This window comes from Halococcus thailandensis JCM 13552 (assembly GCF_000336715.1).
Lineage (GTDB): Archaea > Halobacteriota > Halobacteria > Halobacteriales > Halococcaceae > Halococcus > Halococcus thailandensis.
Genome location: NZ_AOMF01000159.1, coordinates 1 through 14,608, shown reverse-complemented (window position 1 = coordinate 14,608; position 14,608 = coordinate 1). Strand labels below are relative to the sequence as shown.

Annotated in this window: 11 protein-coding genes and 1 pseudogene; 11 read left to right on the top strand and 1 reads right to left on the bottom strand. The window is 62.2% G+C overall.

The features are described 5' to 3' along the window. The first annotated feature begins 4 nt into the window (after positions 1–4). From C451_RS11985 to C451_RS11945, 9 genes are all read left to right on the top strand, one after another. Positions 5–646, top strand: a complete 642-nt coding sequence (locus C451_RS11985; RefSeq protein ID WP_007740887.1) for a CoxG family protein — start codon at positions 5–7, stop codon at positions 644–646. Continuing rightward, a complete protein-coding gene (locus tag C451_RS11980; protein WP_007740886.1) occupies positions 643–1,161 on the top strand; it encodes a (2Fe-2S)-binding protein in 519 nt (172 codons plus the stop codon). Before C451_RS11985 ends, C451_RS11980 begins: the two co-directional genes overlap by 4 nt. After that, positions 1,161–3,602, top strand: coding sequence for a xanthine dehydrogenase family protein molybdopterin-binding subunit (locus tag C451_RS11975; protein ID WP_007740885.1), 2,442 nt, complete (start codon positions 1,161–1,163; stop codon positions 3,600–3,602). Before C451_RS11980 ends, C451_RS11975 begins: the two co-directional genes overlap by 1 nt. Next, on the top strand, positions 3,602–4,495 hold the full coding sequence (locus C451_RS11970) for an FAD binding domain-containing protein (RefSeq protein ID WP_007740884.1): 894 nt from the start codon (positions 3,602–3,604) through the stop codon (positions 4,493–4,495). Before C451_RS11975 ends, C451_RS11970 begins: the two co-directional genes overlap by 1 nt. 203 nt (positions 4,496–4,698) lie before the next feature. Continuing rightward, on the top strand, positions 4,699–5,601 hold the full coding sequence (locus C451_RS11965; protein WP_007740882.1) for an AAA family ATPase: 903 nt from the start codon (positions 4,699–4,701) through the stop codon (positions 5,599–5,601). Then, positions 5,601–6,875, top strand: a complete 1,275-nt coding sequence (locus C451_RS11960) for a VWA domain-containing protein (protein ID WP_007740880.1) — start codon at positions 5,601–5,603, stop codon at positions 6,873–6,875. The genes C451_RS11965 and C451_RS11960 overlap by 1 nt, the downstream gene beginning before the upstream one ends. Then, positions 6,872–7,996 carry an XdhC family protein gene (locus C451_RS11955; protein ID WP_007740879.1) on the top strand — a complete coding sequence of 375 codons (1,125 nt, stop codon included), beginning with the start codon at positions 6,872–6,874 and terminating at the stop codon, positions 7,994–7,996. Before C451_RS11960 ends, C451_RS11955 begins: the two co-directional genes overlap by 4 nt. Positions 7,997–9,127: 1,131 nt before the next feature. Further along, positions 9,128–9,538: a DUF5805 domain-containing protein gene (locus C451_RS11950; protein WP_007740878.1), complete on the top strand. Its 411-nt coding sequence runs from the start codon at positions 9,128–9,130 to the stop codon at positions 9,536–9,538. Further along, positions 9,528–10,568, top strand: a complete 1,041-nt coding sequence (locus C451_RS11945; RefSeq protein ID WP_007740877.1) for a tyrosine-type recombinase/integrase — start codon at positions 9,528–9,530, stop codon at positions 10,566–10,568. Before C451_RS11950 ends, C451_RS11945 begins: the two co-directional genes overlap by 11 nt. Positions 10,569–10,910: 342 nt before the next feature. Here the strand turns inward: C451_RS11945 and C451_RS11940 are convergent, their stop codons facing one another. Next, the gene (locus tag C451_RS11940; protein WP_007740875.1) at positions 10,911–11,795 is read right to left on the bottom strand and encodes a winged helix-turn-helix domain-containing protein; all 885 of its coding nucleotides are present in this window, start codon (positions 11,793–11,795) and stop codon (positions 10,911–10,913) included. A 207-nt stretch (positions 11,796–12,002) separates the two neighbouring features. Here C451_RS11940 and C451_RS11935 point away from each other — a divergent pair, with 207 nt between their 5' ends. After that, on the top strand, positions 12,003–13,205 hold the full coding sequence (locus C451_RS11935) for an MFS transporter (protein ID WP_007740874.1): 1,203 nt from the start codon (positions 12,003–12,005) through the stop codon (positions 13,203–13,205). A gap of 56 nt (positions 13,206–13,261) precedes the next feature. Further along, positions 13,262–14,548: pseudogene (locus tag C451_RS11930) on the top strand (transposase); the annotation flags it as partial. Positions 14,549–14,608: the final 60 nt, after the last annotated feature.

Genomic DNA, 14,608 nt, shown 5'->3' with positions numbered 1-14,608 from the left:
ACACATGGAATTCAGTGGGACGTTCGAACTCGAAGACGCGACGACCGAGGAGGTGTGGCTCGCGCTCTCGGACCCAGTGATGATCGAGCACGCGCTGCCGGGCTGTGAGTTCCTCGTCGTGGTCGAGGACACGGATCCGGATTTCGACGCCCTCCGCGAGGAACACGCCGATCGTGACGTCGAGCCGACGTCCGACCCGGAAGTCATCGCCGAGCGCGCGTTCGAGGAGGGGAATCACTACGCCGCCATCATCGGCATCAGTATCGGCCCCGTCAACCCGACATTCGAGACGGTCGTCACCATCGACGAGCGTGACCAGCCGTACATGGAGGCCTCGGGCGAGGGGTCGGCCGGCGACAGCTCCTTCGAGATGTCCTCCTGGATGGATCTCGACGGGGCGGACGACGGCGTCGAAGTCGAGTGGGCGACCGAAGCCGACGTGTTCGGGCGCATCGCGCAGATGGGCCAGCGCGTCATCAACCCGGCGGCCAACCAGGTCGTCAAGCGATTCTTCTCCTCGGTCCAGGACGAGATCCGCGAACGCGAGATCGCCGAGGGTAGCACCGTCGAACAAGCGCAGTCGGACGAGGACGACCGCGGTATCGTCGACCGGATTCTCGGTCGATCGGACGGGAGCAAGCAATGACAGAACACGACATCGAACTATCGGTCAACGGGACGACACACGAACTCACGGTCGAATCGCGAACCCTGCTCGTCCACGCGCTGCGCGACGAGCTGGGCTATACGGGGACGAACGTCGGCTGCGAGAGCTCGACCTGCGGGGCCTGTACGGTACACCTCGACGGCGACGCGGTGAAATCCTGCACGCTACTGGCGGTCCAGGCCGACGGTGCAGAGATCGGCACCGTCGAAGGGCTCGCCGAGGACGGCACGTACGCTCCGATCCAGGAGGGATTCCAGAAGGAACACGGGCTCCAGTGTGGCTACTGCACGCCAGGGATGATGCTCGCGGCGGACGACCTCCTGGAGCGCAACCCCGACCCCGACGAGGGCGAGATCAGGGAAGCGATCGAGGGGAACCTCTGTCGGTGTACGGGCTATCAGAACATCGTCAACGCCGTCGAGTTCGCCGCCGACGAGATGGGGGAGGCGAGTAGTCCGGAGATGACGGCCGCGGACGGCGGAGGTGACGACTGATGGGGATCGAGACGATCGAAGCCGACGAGCTCGACGTGGAATCGGTGCTCGGCTCGGCGGTCGAGCGCCGTGAGGACCCCTCGCTGATCACGGGCGAGGCCGAATACACCGACGACATCCAGCGGCCGAACATGGCCCACATGAGCGTGCTCAGGAGCCAGTACGGCCACGCGACGATCAATGGGGTGGACACGAGCGACGCCGAGGCAATGGACGGCGTGATCGGTGTCTACACCGCCGACGATCTCGACGTCCCCGGCGAGATCCCCGTGGGCTGGCTGCTCGACAGTCTGGAAACGCCGGTGCATCCGCTCCTCGCGGGCGAGACGGCGCGCTACCAGGGCGACGGGATCGCGGTCGTTGTCGCCGAGGAGCGCTACATCGCGAGCGACGCGGTCGACGCCATCGACGTCGACTACGACCGCCGGGACGCGGTCATCGATCCGAAGGAAGCCGTCGAGGACGACGCACCGGTGGTCCACGACGATCTCGACGACAACACGGCCTTCGACTGGGAGATCGGCGACGCCGACGAGACGGACGCGGCGTTCGACGAGGCGGCCCACACCGCGGAGGTCGATCTGACGAACCAGCGGCTGATCCCGAACGCGATGGAGCCGCGCGCGACCGTCGCCGAGTACAAACCGGGCACCGAGGAGCTGGAGGTCCACATGACCTCCCAGAACCCGCATCTCCATCGCCAGCTGATGTCCGGAGTGCTGGACGTGCCCGAGCACAAACTCCATATCGTCGCGCCGGACGTCGGCGGCGGGTTCGGTTCGAAGATCCACCACTACCCGGACGAGGCGCTCGCGTGCTGGTGTGCGATGGAGACTGGCCGACCCGTCAAGTGGACCGCCACGCGCACCGAGACCTACCTCACCGACGCCCACGGCCGCGATCACGAATCACACGCCGAACTGGCGATGGACGAGGAGGGGATCATTACTGGGATGCGCGTGAAGACCTACGCGGGGATGGGCGCGTATCTCTCGACGTTCGCGCCCGCCGTGCCGACCTACCTCTACGGCACCCTCCTATCGGGCCAGTACGACATTCCAGCTATTCACTGTAACGTGGTCGGCGCGTTCACCAACGGCGCACCGGTGGACGCCTACCGCGGCGCGGGACGGCCGGAGGCGCTGTATCTCGTCGAGCGCATCATCACCCTCGGCGCGCGCGAGATGGGGATGGATCCCGCCGAGTTCCGGCGGCAGAACTTCGTGCCGAGCGACGACTTCCCCCACCAGACGCCCGTCGCCGTCGAGTACGACAGCGGCGACTACGAACCGGCGCTCGACAAAGCCCTCGAAGCCGTGGGCTACGACGACCTGCGGGAGCGCCAGGAGGAACTCCGTGAGGAGGGGCGATATCTCGGCATCGGACTGTCGAGCTACATCGAGGCCTGTGGGCTCGCACCCTCGGAACTCGCCGGTCAGCTCGGCGCACAGGCCGGCCTCTGGGAGTCCGGACTCGTTCGGGTGCACCCGACAGGAAAAGTGACGGCCTTCTGTGGCACCTCGGGCCACGGCCAGGGTCACGAGACGACCTACGCACAGATCGTCTCCGACGAACTGGGGATCCCCTACGACGACATCGAGATCGTCGAGGGCGATACCGACGAGATTCCCCAGGGGATGGGTACCTACGGCTCGCGCTCTGCGGCCGTCGGTGGGTCGGCGCTGGCGACGAGTTCGCAGAAGGTCGTCGAGAAGGCGAAGAAGATCGCCGCCCACCAGCTGGAAGCGAGCGAGGAAGATGTCGAGTTCGAGAATGGTGATTTCAGCGTCGCGGGCGCGCCCGAGCGCTCGATGCACATCCAGGACGTGGCCGCCCAGTCCTATCTCGCCCACGACATGCCCGACGGGATCGAGCCGGGGCTGGAGGAGACCTCCTTCTACGATCCCGACAACTTCGTCTTCCCGTTCGGCACCCACATCGCGGTCGTGGAGGTCGACCCGGAGACGGGGGAGATCGAGTTCGAGAACTACGTGGCCGTCGACGACGTCGGCCCACAGATCAACCCGAAGATCGTCGAGGGACAGGTCCACGGCGGCGTCGCGCAGGGCATCGGTCAGGCGCTCTACGAAGGTGCCGAGTACGACGACAACGCACAGCTGGTGACCGGCTCGATGCAGGACTACACGGTGCCGAAGGCCGAGCACATCCCGACGATGGAGACCGACTCGACGGTGACGCCGAGTCCGCACAACCCGCTCGGCGTCAAGGGTGTCGGCGAGGCGGGCACGATCGCGGCCCCGCAGGCGGTCGTGAACGCCGTCACCGACGCGCTCCAGCCGTTCGGCGTCGACCACATCGACATGCCGCTCACGGGCGAGGCGGTCTGGCGGGCGGTGAACGACGCCCCCGATGCAGGGGCGGAGGGTGGCGACGAGGCGATCGCGGACGGTAGCGGGGGCAAGGACGGAGGTGAGAACTGATGTATCCCGACGAGTTCGACTACTACCGAGCCGAGAGCGTCGACGACGCGCTCGATCTGCTCGACGAGCACTCGGGAGCGGGGACGACGGAACTGCTCGCCGGTGGCCACAGTCTGCTACCGGCGATGAAGACCGGGCTGTCGAGCCCCGACGTCCTGATCGACATCAGCGGCGTCGAAGAGATGCAGGGGATCTCGGTCGACGGCGACACGCTCTCGATCGGCGCGATGACGCGGTACAGCGACCTGCTCGGCTCCGACGCGGTGGCCGAGCACGCGCCGGCGCTCGCGGCGGCCGTCGAGCAGGTCGGCGACGTCCAGGTCAGAAATCGGGGGACGATCGGCGGGAACCTCGCCCACGCCGACCCCGCCGCCGACCTGCCGGGTGCGGCACTCGCCTCCGACGCGACGCTCGTCACCCACGGTCCGGACGGCGAGCGCGAGATCCCGGCCGACGACTTCTTCTTCGGGATGTACACGACCGACGTCGGCCCCGACGAGCTGCTCACGCGGATCGAGATCCCCTCGGCCGACGGCGCGCTCGGGGCCTACGCGAAGAAGCCGAGTCCGTCCTCCGGGTACGCGATGGTCGGCGTCGCCGCACTGCTCGAAATCGACGGCGACGGCGTCACGTCGGCGCGCGTCGGCGCGAACGGCGTGATGGACCACGGCGTTCGTCTCTCGCCCGTCGAGGACGCGCTCGCCGATGGTGCACTCGACGACGAGACGATGGCGTCGGCCGCGAACCACGCCGGCGACGATCTCGACGTCGACATGATGATGTCGGATCTCCAGGCGTCGAACGAATTCCGCGCCCAACTGCTCGAAGTGTACACCGAGCGGGCGCTTACCGCGGCGATCGAGAGTGGTTCGTCGTCGGCCGCGGCCGACTGACACCTCTCCTTTCTCTTTTCTCCGGTCGTCACCCACCGACTCGTGACGGAGGACTGACGAACTGGTTTTTAAGGCACGGGTGCGTTACGTGCGGTCGTGTCACAGTCGATAGTGGATATCGCTTCGTCCGACCCGGGGCCGACCCCGCCCGACGATGCCCCGTGGCCGGCAGCACCGGCCAGCCGACGGATCGTGGAGGGCGAATGAGCGACGCGACCGGGTTCGACGGGGCGACCGAAGACGACGTCCGGGCGGCCTTCGAGAGCGAGGACTACGTCGCCGGCAACGAAATCCTCACGACGGTGACGCTGGCGCTCCGCCTCGGCAAGCCGCTGCTCGTCGAGGGCGAGCCGGGGGCGGGCAAGACCGAACTCGCCAAAGTGTTGGCCGGGGGGTTCGACGCCGAATTCTTCCGGCTCCAGTGTTACGAGGGGCTGACCGCCGAGAACGCGCTCTACGAGTGGAACTACACGAAGCAGCTGTTGAGCGTCCAAGGAACCGAGGGCGAGGAGTCGGTGTTCGACGAGGAGTACCTGCTCGAACGCCCGCTACTGAGCGCGCTCCGCGGCGAGGGCCGGCGAGTGTTGCTCATCGACGAGATCGACCGGGCCGACGAGGAGTTCGAGGCGCTGTTGCTCGAACTGCTCTCCGACTTCCAGGTGAGCGTGCCCGAACTCGGCACCGTCAGCGCGACGACCCCGCCCGCGGTGATCATCACCTCGAACCGGACACGGGGGCTGTCGGACGCGCTCAAGCGCCGGTGTCTGTTCCTCCACGTCGCGCCACCGTCCTTCGAGAAGGAGCGCGCCATTCTCGAACGGAAGGTGCCCGCGCTCGACGCGGCGGTCGCCGCCGAACTCTGTGCGATGGCCGGCCGGCTTCGCGAGGAACCCCTGCTCAAACCGCCCGGTGCGGCCGAGACGATCGACTGGGCACGGGCGATCGACGCGCTCCGCGACGGGGACGAGGACTCGCTCGACGATGCCGAGATCCGGAACACGCTCGGCTGCCTGCTCAAGGAGGTCGAGGACATCGAGCGCGTCGACGACGAACTGCTGGCATCGCTGCGCGAGGTGGCCGAACGCGCCCGCGCGGAGGCCGACTGATGGAGCCGACCGAGCACGTCCGCGAGGAGCTCGTCCGGTTCGTGCGCGCGCTCCGACGAGCAGGCGTGTCCGTCCCCGCGAATGCCGGGACGACCGCCGCCCGCGCGCTCGTTGCCATCGGGTTCGACGATCGCGAGCGCGCGCGAGTCGGGCTGCGGGCGTCGCTCGTGCCCGAACAGACGGACGTGGCGACGTTCGACGAACTCTTCGCCGAGTTCTGGCGGCGACTCACCGCCGGCCTCGATCCGATCGGCCCCGCGGAACGCCCCGACGATCCGCCGGACGGGGGACTCGCACCGCTCGGGGCCGAAGCGACTCCCGGAAAACGCGCCGAATCGGACGATGGGAACGATGAGAACGGTGATGCGGACGAAAGCCGAGACGGTCTGGGTGCGGTCGTCGGCCGCGGAACGGAAGCGGCTGGCGAGAACGTCACGACCGCCCGATACAGTCCGACAGGTCGATCGGAAGAGATCGCAGCATTCGCCGTGCCCGACGAGGAAGGGTTCGACGACGCCTTCGACGAGTTGACGCGCGCGCTCGCGGAACTCGCGGGTCGGCGCTGGACCACCGGCGAAGAACGTCCCGACGTCCGACGTGCGCTCCGGACGAGTGTCGGGACGGGCGGTGCGGTCGTCGACCTACCGCGTCGCGAACGAGCACGGACAGCGCTCCGGGTGCGCGTGGTGGTCGACGTCAGTCGATCGGTGCTCGACGTGATCGAACGGCCGTTCTTGCTACGATTCCTCCAGCAGGCCCACGCGGCCTGGCGCGACACGCGGGTGTTCTTCTTCGACGAGGATTTCCGGGAAGTCACCGAGTCGTTCGACACGCCGAGTTCGGACGCGGCGCTGGCCGCCCTCGAACGCGCCGAGGCCGAGTGGGGCGGCGGCACGCATATCGGCGAATCGCTCGATCGCCTCCGCACCGAATTTCCGTACGCCGTCGACCGGCGATCGGTGCTCGTCGTCGTGAGCGACGGTCTGGAGATGGGCGATGTATCAGCACTGGAGCGGGCAATGGCGGGGCTGTCGCGGACGGCAGCGGCGGTGCTCTGGCTCAACCCGCTCGCGGCCTCATCGGCGTACGAACCGAGCGCCCGCGGGATGGCGGCCGCGTTGCCGTATCTCGACGGGTTGTTCGCGTTCGCCGGACCGGCCGATCTCGCCGATCTCGCCCGGCAGCTCCGACAGCAAGGGTCACGCGGCGTTATCGGCTACGAACACGACAGGCGACGAACCGAGAGACGAACACAGCAACAGACAACGACATGACCGACACGAACTGGGAGATGGCCGAAGCGGACGTACTGGCAGCGATCGGCGACGCGCTCGATCGGGGCAACGATGCGGTGCTCGCGACCATCATCGACGTCGAGGGGAGCGCGTACCGCCGCCCCGGCGCGAAGATGCTCATCGAGGGCGATGGCGGTGCCGGCAGTCTCACCGCCGGCTGTCTCGAAGACGAGGTGCGTGGACTCGCGAACGAGGTGCTTGACGCCGGACGGCCCCGCATCGAAACCTACGATCTGATGGGTGACGAGGACGTCTGGGGGCTCGGCATGGGCTGTAACGGGATCATCACCGTCCTGCTCGAACCGCTCGACGCGAGCCATCGGCCGGCCGTCGAGCGCGTGGCACACGGCACGGACTGTGCGACCCTCACGGTCGTCGGCGGCGACCGCCCACTCGGCGAGCGTGGCATCTACGACCCCGACGACGGGTTTGCGGGTGCTCTACCCGAGTGGCTCGTCGCGGACCTCGCCGATCGAACGGCCGCGCTGTTCGACGCCGGGCGGAGCGAGACGATCAGTGTCGACACCGACGATGGCAGCGTCGAGCTGTTCGTCGATACGATCGAGGCACCTCCGGAGCTCGTCGTGCTCGGCTCCGGGCCGGACGTCACTCCCGTGGTCGAACTCGCGACGCGGGTCGGGTTCCGCGTCGCGGTCGTCGCCTTCCGTGGTGCGCTGTCGGAGGCCGACTTCCCCGCGGCCGACACGGTTCACACGACGTCGCCGCCGAAGCTCCGCGAGAGTATCGATCTCGACGCCGATACGCACGTGGTCGTGATGACCCACAACTTTATCGACGACCGGCTTGCGCTCGGCGAACTGCTCGACACGCCCGTGCCCTACATCGGTCTGATGGGGCCCCGCGATCGATTCGAGGAGATGCGCGACGAGCTCGCCGCCGAGGGCGTGTCCATCACCGACGCGGACGCCGATCGCATCTACACGCCCATCGGCCTCGATCTCGGCGGCGATGCTCCCTCCACCATCGCCTACAGCATCGTCGCCGAACTGCTTGCGGTCGCCAACGATCGGACACCACGCCATCTCGCCGAGCGTGCCGGACCGATCCACGAGCGTCGTGCCGTCGAACCGACCGAGTGATCGTGTATATTGTATAGCGGCATGTGGTTGATTCGTTCGGGTGGAAACAAGTGGAATAGTTTACCCAAATACGAGTTATTATCGGGTAGGGCCTATCCGTCAGTAATCAATCTCCGAAATCGACAGATCGAACCTCCTGGGTGAGCGTGGGGTATAAATAAACAGCTCCTGAGGAGTAGAGCAGTAATCATGTGGCCAATGATCCTAGGCCAGCGTTTGCGCTCTGCAGCGTAGAGTCACCTGAGCGCGGAAAGCCTGGCAGCTACGGTCACCAGTACGTCAACTGTGGCGTACAGGCGGTTGGAAGTGTACCACGTCGTTCACCCACCGTGGCGGGACGAGCCCGGTCACAGTCTGTCAGGCCTGCATGCCGAATTACACGAAGAGAACGATGACGACCCGAGCGATACGATCGAACGAGACGCTGGTAACAAATGATCATAGCTTCACAAGCCATTCGACCGACCCCACCATCCTCTGAGGTAGACGGTGCTATGGGTTTTGCACAGCTCAAGGTCGGCGTCAGCGAGCGCCACGACCGTCGTATCGCGGGCGTTGACGGTGGGGATATCGTCACTGGAAACGATATCGAAGAGCGTCGTGGGTAGCAGAGAGCTTTCCCGGGATTCGTATGAGGGAGCGATCGTACAGCATGGAGATACGAATCGCGATGATGTCCCTCGATAAGTCGATGCGCCGCGTCTCCAGACAATTGGCCGCGATACACATCCGGTCTAGCAGCTGTTTGCCAGTACGTACTCGTCGGGTGGACGACTGTCGCCGCTGGCTGTCGGGACGCTGGTCGAATCACGAGCACCAGTGTGCGGACGAGGGTTCCAAATCGAGGAGCCACACGATACGCACCCCGATACTCCCTTATCGAACGCTTCCCAGAACCAACCGAATGCAGATGCGTTCTCGAAGAGAGTGCTCGCTGTCGTCCGGTAATCCATATCTCACTACGAAGAGAAAATAGATGCTATCGACTGACATTCCATAGATTACTATCCATGTAGTACCAGATTGGGATACCAGGGGACTGCAAATATAGATATACCAGAATAATGCGGAACTGAAGGGGTCGAATTAGGGCATAAGAACGCTTATCGAGAAAAAGAGAACGTTGATACCGTGGGCGGTCGTTCGGCCCCCGTGAGCGAGAGTGACACCGAACGAAAGGTCGTCAAGACCTACGTTCCGGCCCATCAAAAAGAGCGGTGGCGCGAGCACGCCGCCGAGCTGGAGATGAGCCAGAGTGAGTTCGTACGACTGATGATACAGGCTGGCCGGCGCGATTTCGACCTCGATAGCGAACCGACGGAGGACGGTTCTGGCGACGAAACCCCTGGGGTTGATGGCCTCGAAGACCGGGTGCTCGACGTCCTCGACGACGGCTATTGCTCGTGGGACGAACTCGTCCAGTCGCTCACCGACGATATCGAGGAGCGACTCGAAACCACACTCCAACGGCTCCAGCGCGAGAACCGTGTCCGCTACAGCGGCCGCCACGGGGGCTACACCGCAGGGGACGATGGCCGCTGAGGCGACCGACGACGCGGTCGGCTATTTCATCGAGGATCTCGAATACCACGGTCGTTCGGAGCGCACGCGTGAGGCCTACGAACGGGTCCTCCGGCGGTTCGAGGAGTTCATCGCTGGCCCTCGGTGCCCGAACGAGCGCTCGCTCACACCTGCCGAGGCGGGTCAGCGCGAGTGCATGGCGTGGGTACATTCACTGCGGGAGTCACACAGTCAGAGTACGGTGGCGACCTACGCATCGTATCTCCATCGGTTCTACGCCTATATGATGCAGGTCGAGGCGTTCGATTCGAACCCGATGGCACTTGTCGTCGAGGAGATGGACGAGACCATCGAAAAAGACCCTCAGCGTCGGGAGATCTCGCTCTCGGCCATGCGCGAGTTCGTCGCGGGAATCACTCACCCGCTCGATCGAGCCGTGATCGTCGTACTGCTGAAGACCGGGATGCGTGTCGGCGAGCTCTGTAACCTCGATCTCCGCGATCTCGTGCTCGACGACGCGGATCTCGACGAGACGTACTCGTTGGGTACTCGTGGCCAGTTGAACGATCGGGCCGAATCGCTGTACGTGGCGAACGACGTGGGTCGTGGTGACGTTATCAACGGCGAGCAACGACACGCATCGAACAAACGACGGCGTGCGACGATCGTGCCGGTCGATGTGGAGCTTCGCCGAACGCTGCGGCGCTGGCTCGCCGTCCGACCGAACACGGTTTCGGCCGCCGACCCCCTGTTTCTCAGCACCAGAGACGACTGGGGCGAGCGCCTCACGCCACCGATGGTGCGCTCGATCGTCACCACGCACGCTCGTTCGATGGGCTGGTATCAGTCGGGTGGCGACGCGGCCGAAAACGTCACTCCACACTACTTCCGACACTTCTTCACGACGCATCTCCGTGATCGGACCGGTGATCGCGGCATCGTGAAATATCTCCGTGGCGATGTCGCCGACGATATCATCGATACGTACACCCACAACTGGGGTGATCGCGTCCGTGAGCTCTATCTCGACAAAATATACGATATTCTATAATTCTTGAGACTGTCGTATCTCGAATTCATACACTATATGTTGCTATACAGATCCCGCCAGCGAGCGGACGATGATCTCGAACTGTGAACCTGCCAGCTACGTGCGATTATGCTCGTCACACGAGCGCGAAGAGTGACCGAAGACGACTGATTTCCGTGCCGCTCCATCGATCCATGGGGTTCGGCGGCTACTGCTGGTCAATCAAAACGATATTCGACGGCTGACATACAGCGGTTCTATGTCCAGTCTCGGGCATAGTTTCAGACGAACCCTTGTGCGGTTGAAGCTGAAGTTGGGCAGTTGATTTCTTATGCACGAATTGTTTTGAACGTATCATTACAGTCACGCACTTGAGTTACTCAGTGAGTTGATTGAACAATCGGCGACAGTCGTATTCATTGTCTCATCGAGTCTGAGGCGAATAGTTTCACCTTCGTATCGAATCGCCTGTTCGACCATCCACGGATTCTCTGACAGTACCGCCACATCATCGTTGTCGGTACAAAACTCGAAGCTCCAGTACGGGATTGTAGTGACATCACGACCAAGTAGATAGAAAAACGAAATCACAGCTGGGTCGCTGAGAAAGACCTCTCCGACGTGAGTTGTAAGGAACCCCTCACATCGGGTACACTGATGCGTAATAAGGACCTCCTCTGGGTCCCCAGATCGTTCGAAATCGTGTGAGACTGTACTTGCACACCACGGACAGACACCGCTCTGAAGCAGGTCAATCAATCGACGGGACCACGCATCGAAGGCCATTAGGAGTTCTTGATCCGTTCTATTTACAACTCCTGCTGGAAAGAACGGTGAACTCAGCACAGTTTCATCGCATGATTTACATCGGGCATAGAACACCTGATTTTCGTATGATAACACAAGCGAACCGTGGCATAGTGGACAGGGAGTTTCGAGCACGATCTGCGGAACATCGTCCGGTCCACCAAGCGTACCAAGCACAGCCCGGTAGAGCGCAATGCCTCCAGCGAGGTGGGTGTATCCCTCATCTGTTCGCTGAATGAACGTCCCCATGAGCTGATTGAGGTGGTACTGAAATTGGCCGCTGTCGCGCATTCCAACGGCGGTTTTCAGTTCCGTGAACGTTGCTTCCCACGCTGGCCGCGTCCAGAGTGCATAAAGTATTGATAATCGTGTCTCGTTAGCGAGTAGCTGAAACGCATTACGGATCTCAGTGAGTTCCACTTCCGAGGATGTGTCAGTCATTGATGTGATCTATGTGTGTATCCGCCAAAGTCCGTCGGTATGGACTTCGTATCCTGTTGCTTCACCAATTGAAATGATCTTCTACGAGGTCTTAACCCCTGCCCAAAAGTATCGGTATATGTCGTTCAATGAGAGGAACTCATACTAGCAGGCGATTGCTATCACGCGCATTGCAATATCGGATTATACGAATACGAGGGTGATTAGATGAGTTCTATCAATTCACTCCTTCGGCGATTCTACGCCTACCGGCTGTTGACCTCGGAGGGGTTCGTGTACCCGATTCTTACGGTTCACGCGCTCGCACAGGGATTAGACCTCGCAGGCGTTGGCCTTGCCGCGGGAACATTTTTCCTCGGGACACTATTCGGTGAAATTCCAACTGGATATATCGGTGATCGAGTCGGCCGACGGAACAGCTTGGCTCTCGGAGCCGGACTAGTCTCGATAACCCATATCGGATTTGCCATGGCTGATTCGCTCATCGGGTTTATCCTGTGCTGGTCATTCTGGGGGGTAGCCGCGACCTTCCGTTCAGGAAGTACCGATGCATGGCTCTACGACATGCTCGTCGATGCCGACGCGACATCGAGGTACACGGCGGTACGAGGCCGAAGTACATCGATGTTCTATATAGCCGCAGCAGTCACTGCACTGAGCGGTGGGTTGCTTTACGAATACTGGTCTACTCTTCCGTTCGCTGCAGCTGGAGTAATGACTGCTCTCGGTGGTCTACTTGTCCTAACACTTCCCGAACCGGACGCTAACACTTCGAAAAAGGATTTTTCGCTACGAGAGGCTGCTGCGGCCTTCACGACAGTCCTCACGACGAGTCGCATCAGGATCTTTGTCGTTTTATCGGCAGTGGTTCTGGCTGTGCCAGAGACTATCGAAGTGTTCGTACAACCAGTTGCACTATCAGTTGGGTTCACTCCGTCGCTTCTCGGGCCATTGTACGCAGGATTGATGATCGCTGCCGCAGTAGGTTCGTCCCTTGCCGACCCAATTGCAGACCGATTCAGTATCGGCGGCTGGTTCACGCTTGGAACAGCAGGACTCGCAGGAGTTCTTCTACTCGCAAGTCTGCTTCCCGTGGCTGCAATCCCGGTGTTTTTCATTGCCCGCAGTGCCAACACCGTGAGCGACACCCTCGGGAGCACGTATCTGAACAACCGACTCGATTCACAAGGGCGAGCGACCGCACTCAGCGGTGTTTCGATGGTGCAAGCACTCATCTTTGTACTGGCACGGTCAACCGGAGGAGCACTCGCTGATGCGACCACTCCAATGACGGCATTAGCCGTCCTTGGACTAATCGCTGTCGTAGCCGTAGTGGTGATACGGTTACTTGCGGACCCCTTCCAGTCAGGGTCTGTTATGAATTCTTTCCGTTCATCTGAAGCTGACTAGACATAATGTAGCAAATCTCAAAATAACTCCATGATTAAATATAAGTTTGGTAATATATGAAGGAGGGATCTATCTGCTTGACTTCAAATCCTCACAGTCAGTCCCGCTTTTTCGATATCGAACCTGTCCGAAAAGGTAGTGATCTCGACGAATTGGTCACGGATGTCACGACAATAATGCAGTCGCAGTGCGAGCGCGCTACGGACTACGCCGATATCGAGATGGTGATTTGTCGTCTCCCGATAGGCCATCTTACGTTTGCCGCTCACGATTCGTCCGCACCCTATTCGGGTCCGTATCCGATGGCGCTACTGCTGCGGGCGTTCATCATCAAGGAGATCAACAGGTGGGGTGAAACCACGCTTCACGACCACCTACGAGCGAATCCCTCGCTGCGCCGAGATCTTGGGTTCGAGAGCCTCCCAAATCAATCGACGTTCTGGCGCGCGTGGAGCGAGCGTTTCAGTGAGGACCTGCGTGACGCCGTACAGAAGTGCGCCGACAGTATCGTCACGGCCGCGCGTACCAACGGGGTCTCCCTCCCCAAACGAGTCAGCACCAGCGAAACGGACGAAACCAAGACCAACAAGCCTCCGAAACACCAGCTCGTTGCCGAGAGGACCGACGAGGTGTGGCAGCAGGCGAAGCCCTTCGTGACCGACGCCTTCGCGCTCAAGCGCGGGTCGAACTGGCAGATCCACGAGAACGCCTTCTGGGAGCAGCACGCCTACATGGGGATGCGTGAGGACATGTACGCGCGCAGCGGCCCGGCATCGTTCTCACTCGATACCACGCGCGAGCGCATACCAACTGGATCGACCCACCGCTACCAGATCGGCAAGCTCTCGGTTGCGGATATCCGCTCGATGCTTCGCAATACGACGCGGATGCTGATCGCCCGTGCGCGCCAGCACGGCGAACTCACCGGGAAGCTCTGGGCGGCCATCGACGTGACCAAGGGCTTCCCGTTCACCGGCGACCCAGAGGGTCACGAGGACGACATCCTCGGGTACAGGGATAAAAACGAGTACTACCAGTGGGCGGTGCTCAAAATCGTCGGGAGAGATGTTCCGTTGGTGCTTGACGCTATCCCGCGCGTGCGCGGGCAGTCAAAGGACGAGATCGTCGAGAAACTCCTGACGCGGGCGACCGATATGGTGGATATCGATCTCGTGATGATGGACCGCGAGTTCGACAGCGAGTCGGTGAAAGGCACCTGCGAGGAATACGACATTCACTACCTCAACCCGACGCGTATCTACACCAATAGCGATGAGGCCGACACCATCAAGTGGATGTACCGCAACGGCGAACGATTGGTCGTGTCGCAAAGCGGTCTAGACTTCGGTAGCAACTGACTCCCCTCAGGAAGGGGTTGTCTCTGGTGACCAAACCGAGACCAC

What these genes read in the sequence shown, in the direction of transcription:
- C451_RS11985 (WP_007740887.1), top strand. Translation starts at nt 5, where the DNA reads ATGGAATTCAGTGGGACGTTCGAACTCGAAGACGCGACGACCGAGGAG.
- C451_RS11980 (WP_007740886.1), top strand. Translation starts at nt 643, where the DNA reads ATGACAGAACACGACATCGAACTATCGGTCAACGGGACGACACACGAA.
- C451_RS11975 (WP_007740885.1), top strand. Translation starts at nt 1,161, where the DNA reads ATGGGGATCGAGACGATCGAAGCCGACGAGCTCGACGTGGAATCGGTG.
- C451_RS11970 (WP_007740884.1), top strand. Translation starts at nt 3,602, where the DNA reads ATGTATCCCGACGAGTTCGACTACTACCGAGCCGAGAGCGTCGACGAC.
- C451_RS11965 (WP_007740882.1), top strand. Translation starts at nt 4,699, where the DNA reads ATGAGCGACGCGACCGGGTTCGACGGGGCGACCGAAGACGACGTCCGG.
- C451_RS11960 (WP_007740880.1), top strand. Translation starts at nt 5,601, where the DNA reads ATGGAGCCGACCGAGCACGTCCGCGAGGAGCTCGTCCGGTTCGTGCGC.
- C451_RS11955 (WP_007740879.1), top strand. Translation starts at nt 6,872, where the DNA reads ATGACCGACACGAACTGGGAGATGGCCGAAGCGGACGTACTGGCAGCG.
- C451_RS11945 (WP_007740877.1), top strand. Translation starts at nt 9,528, where the DNA reads ATGGCCGCTGAGGCGACCGACGACGCGGTCGGCTATTTCATCGAGGAT.
- C451_RS11940 (WP_007740875.1), bottom strand. Translation starts at nt 11,795, where the DNA reads ATGACTGACACATCCTCGGAAGTGGAACTCACTGAGATCCGTAATGCG.
- C451_RS11935 (WP_007740874.1), top strand. Translation starts at nt 12,003, where the DNA reads ATGAGTTCTATCAATTCACTCCTTCGGCGATTCTACGCCTACCGGCTG.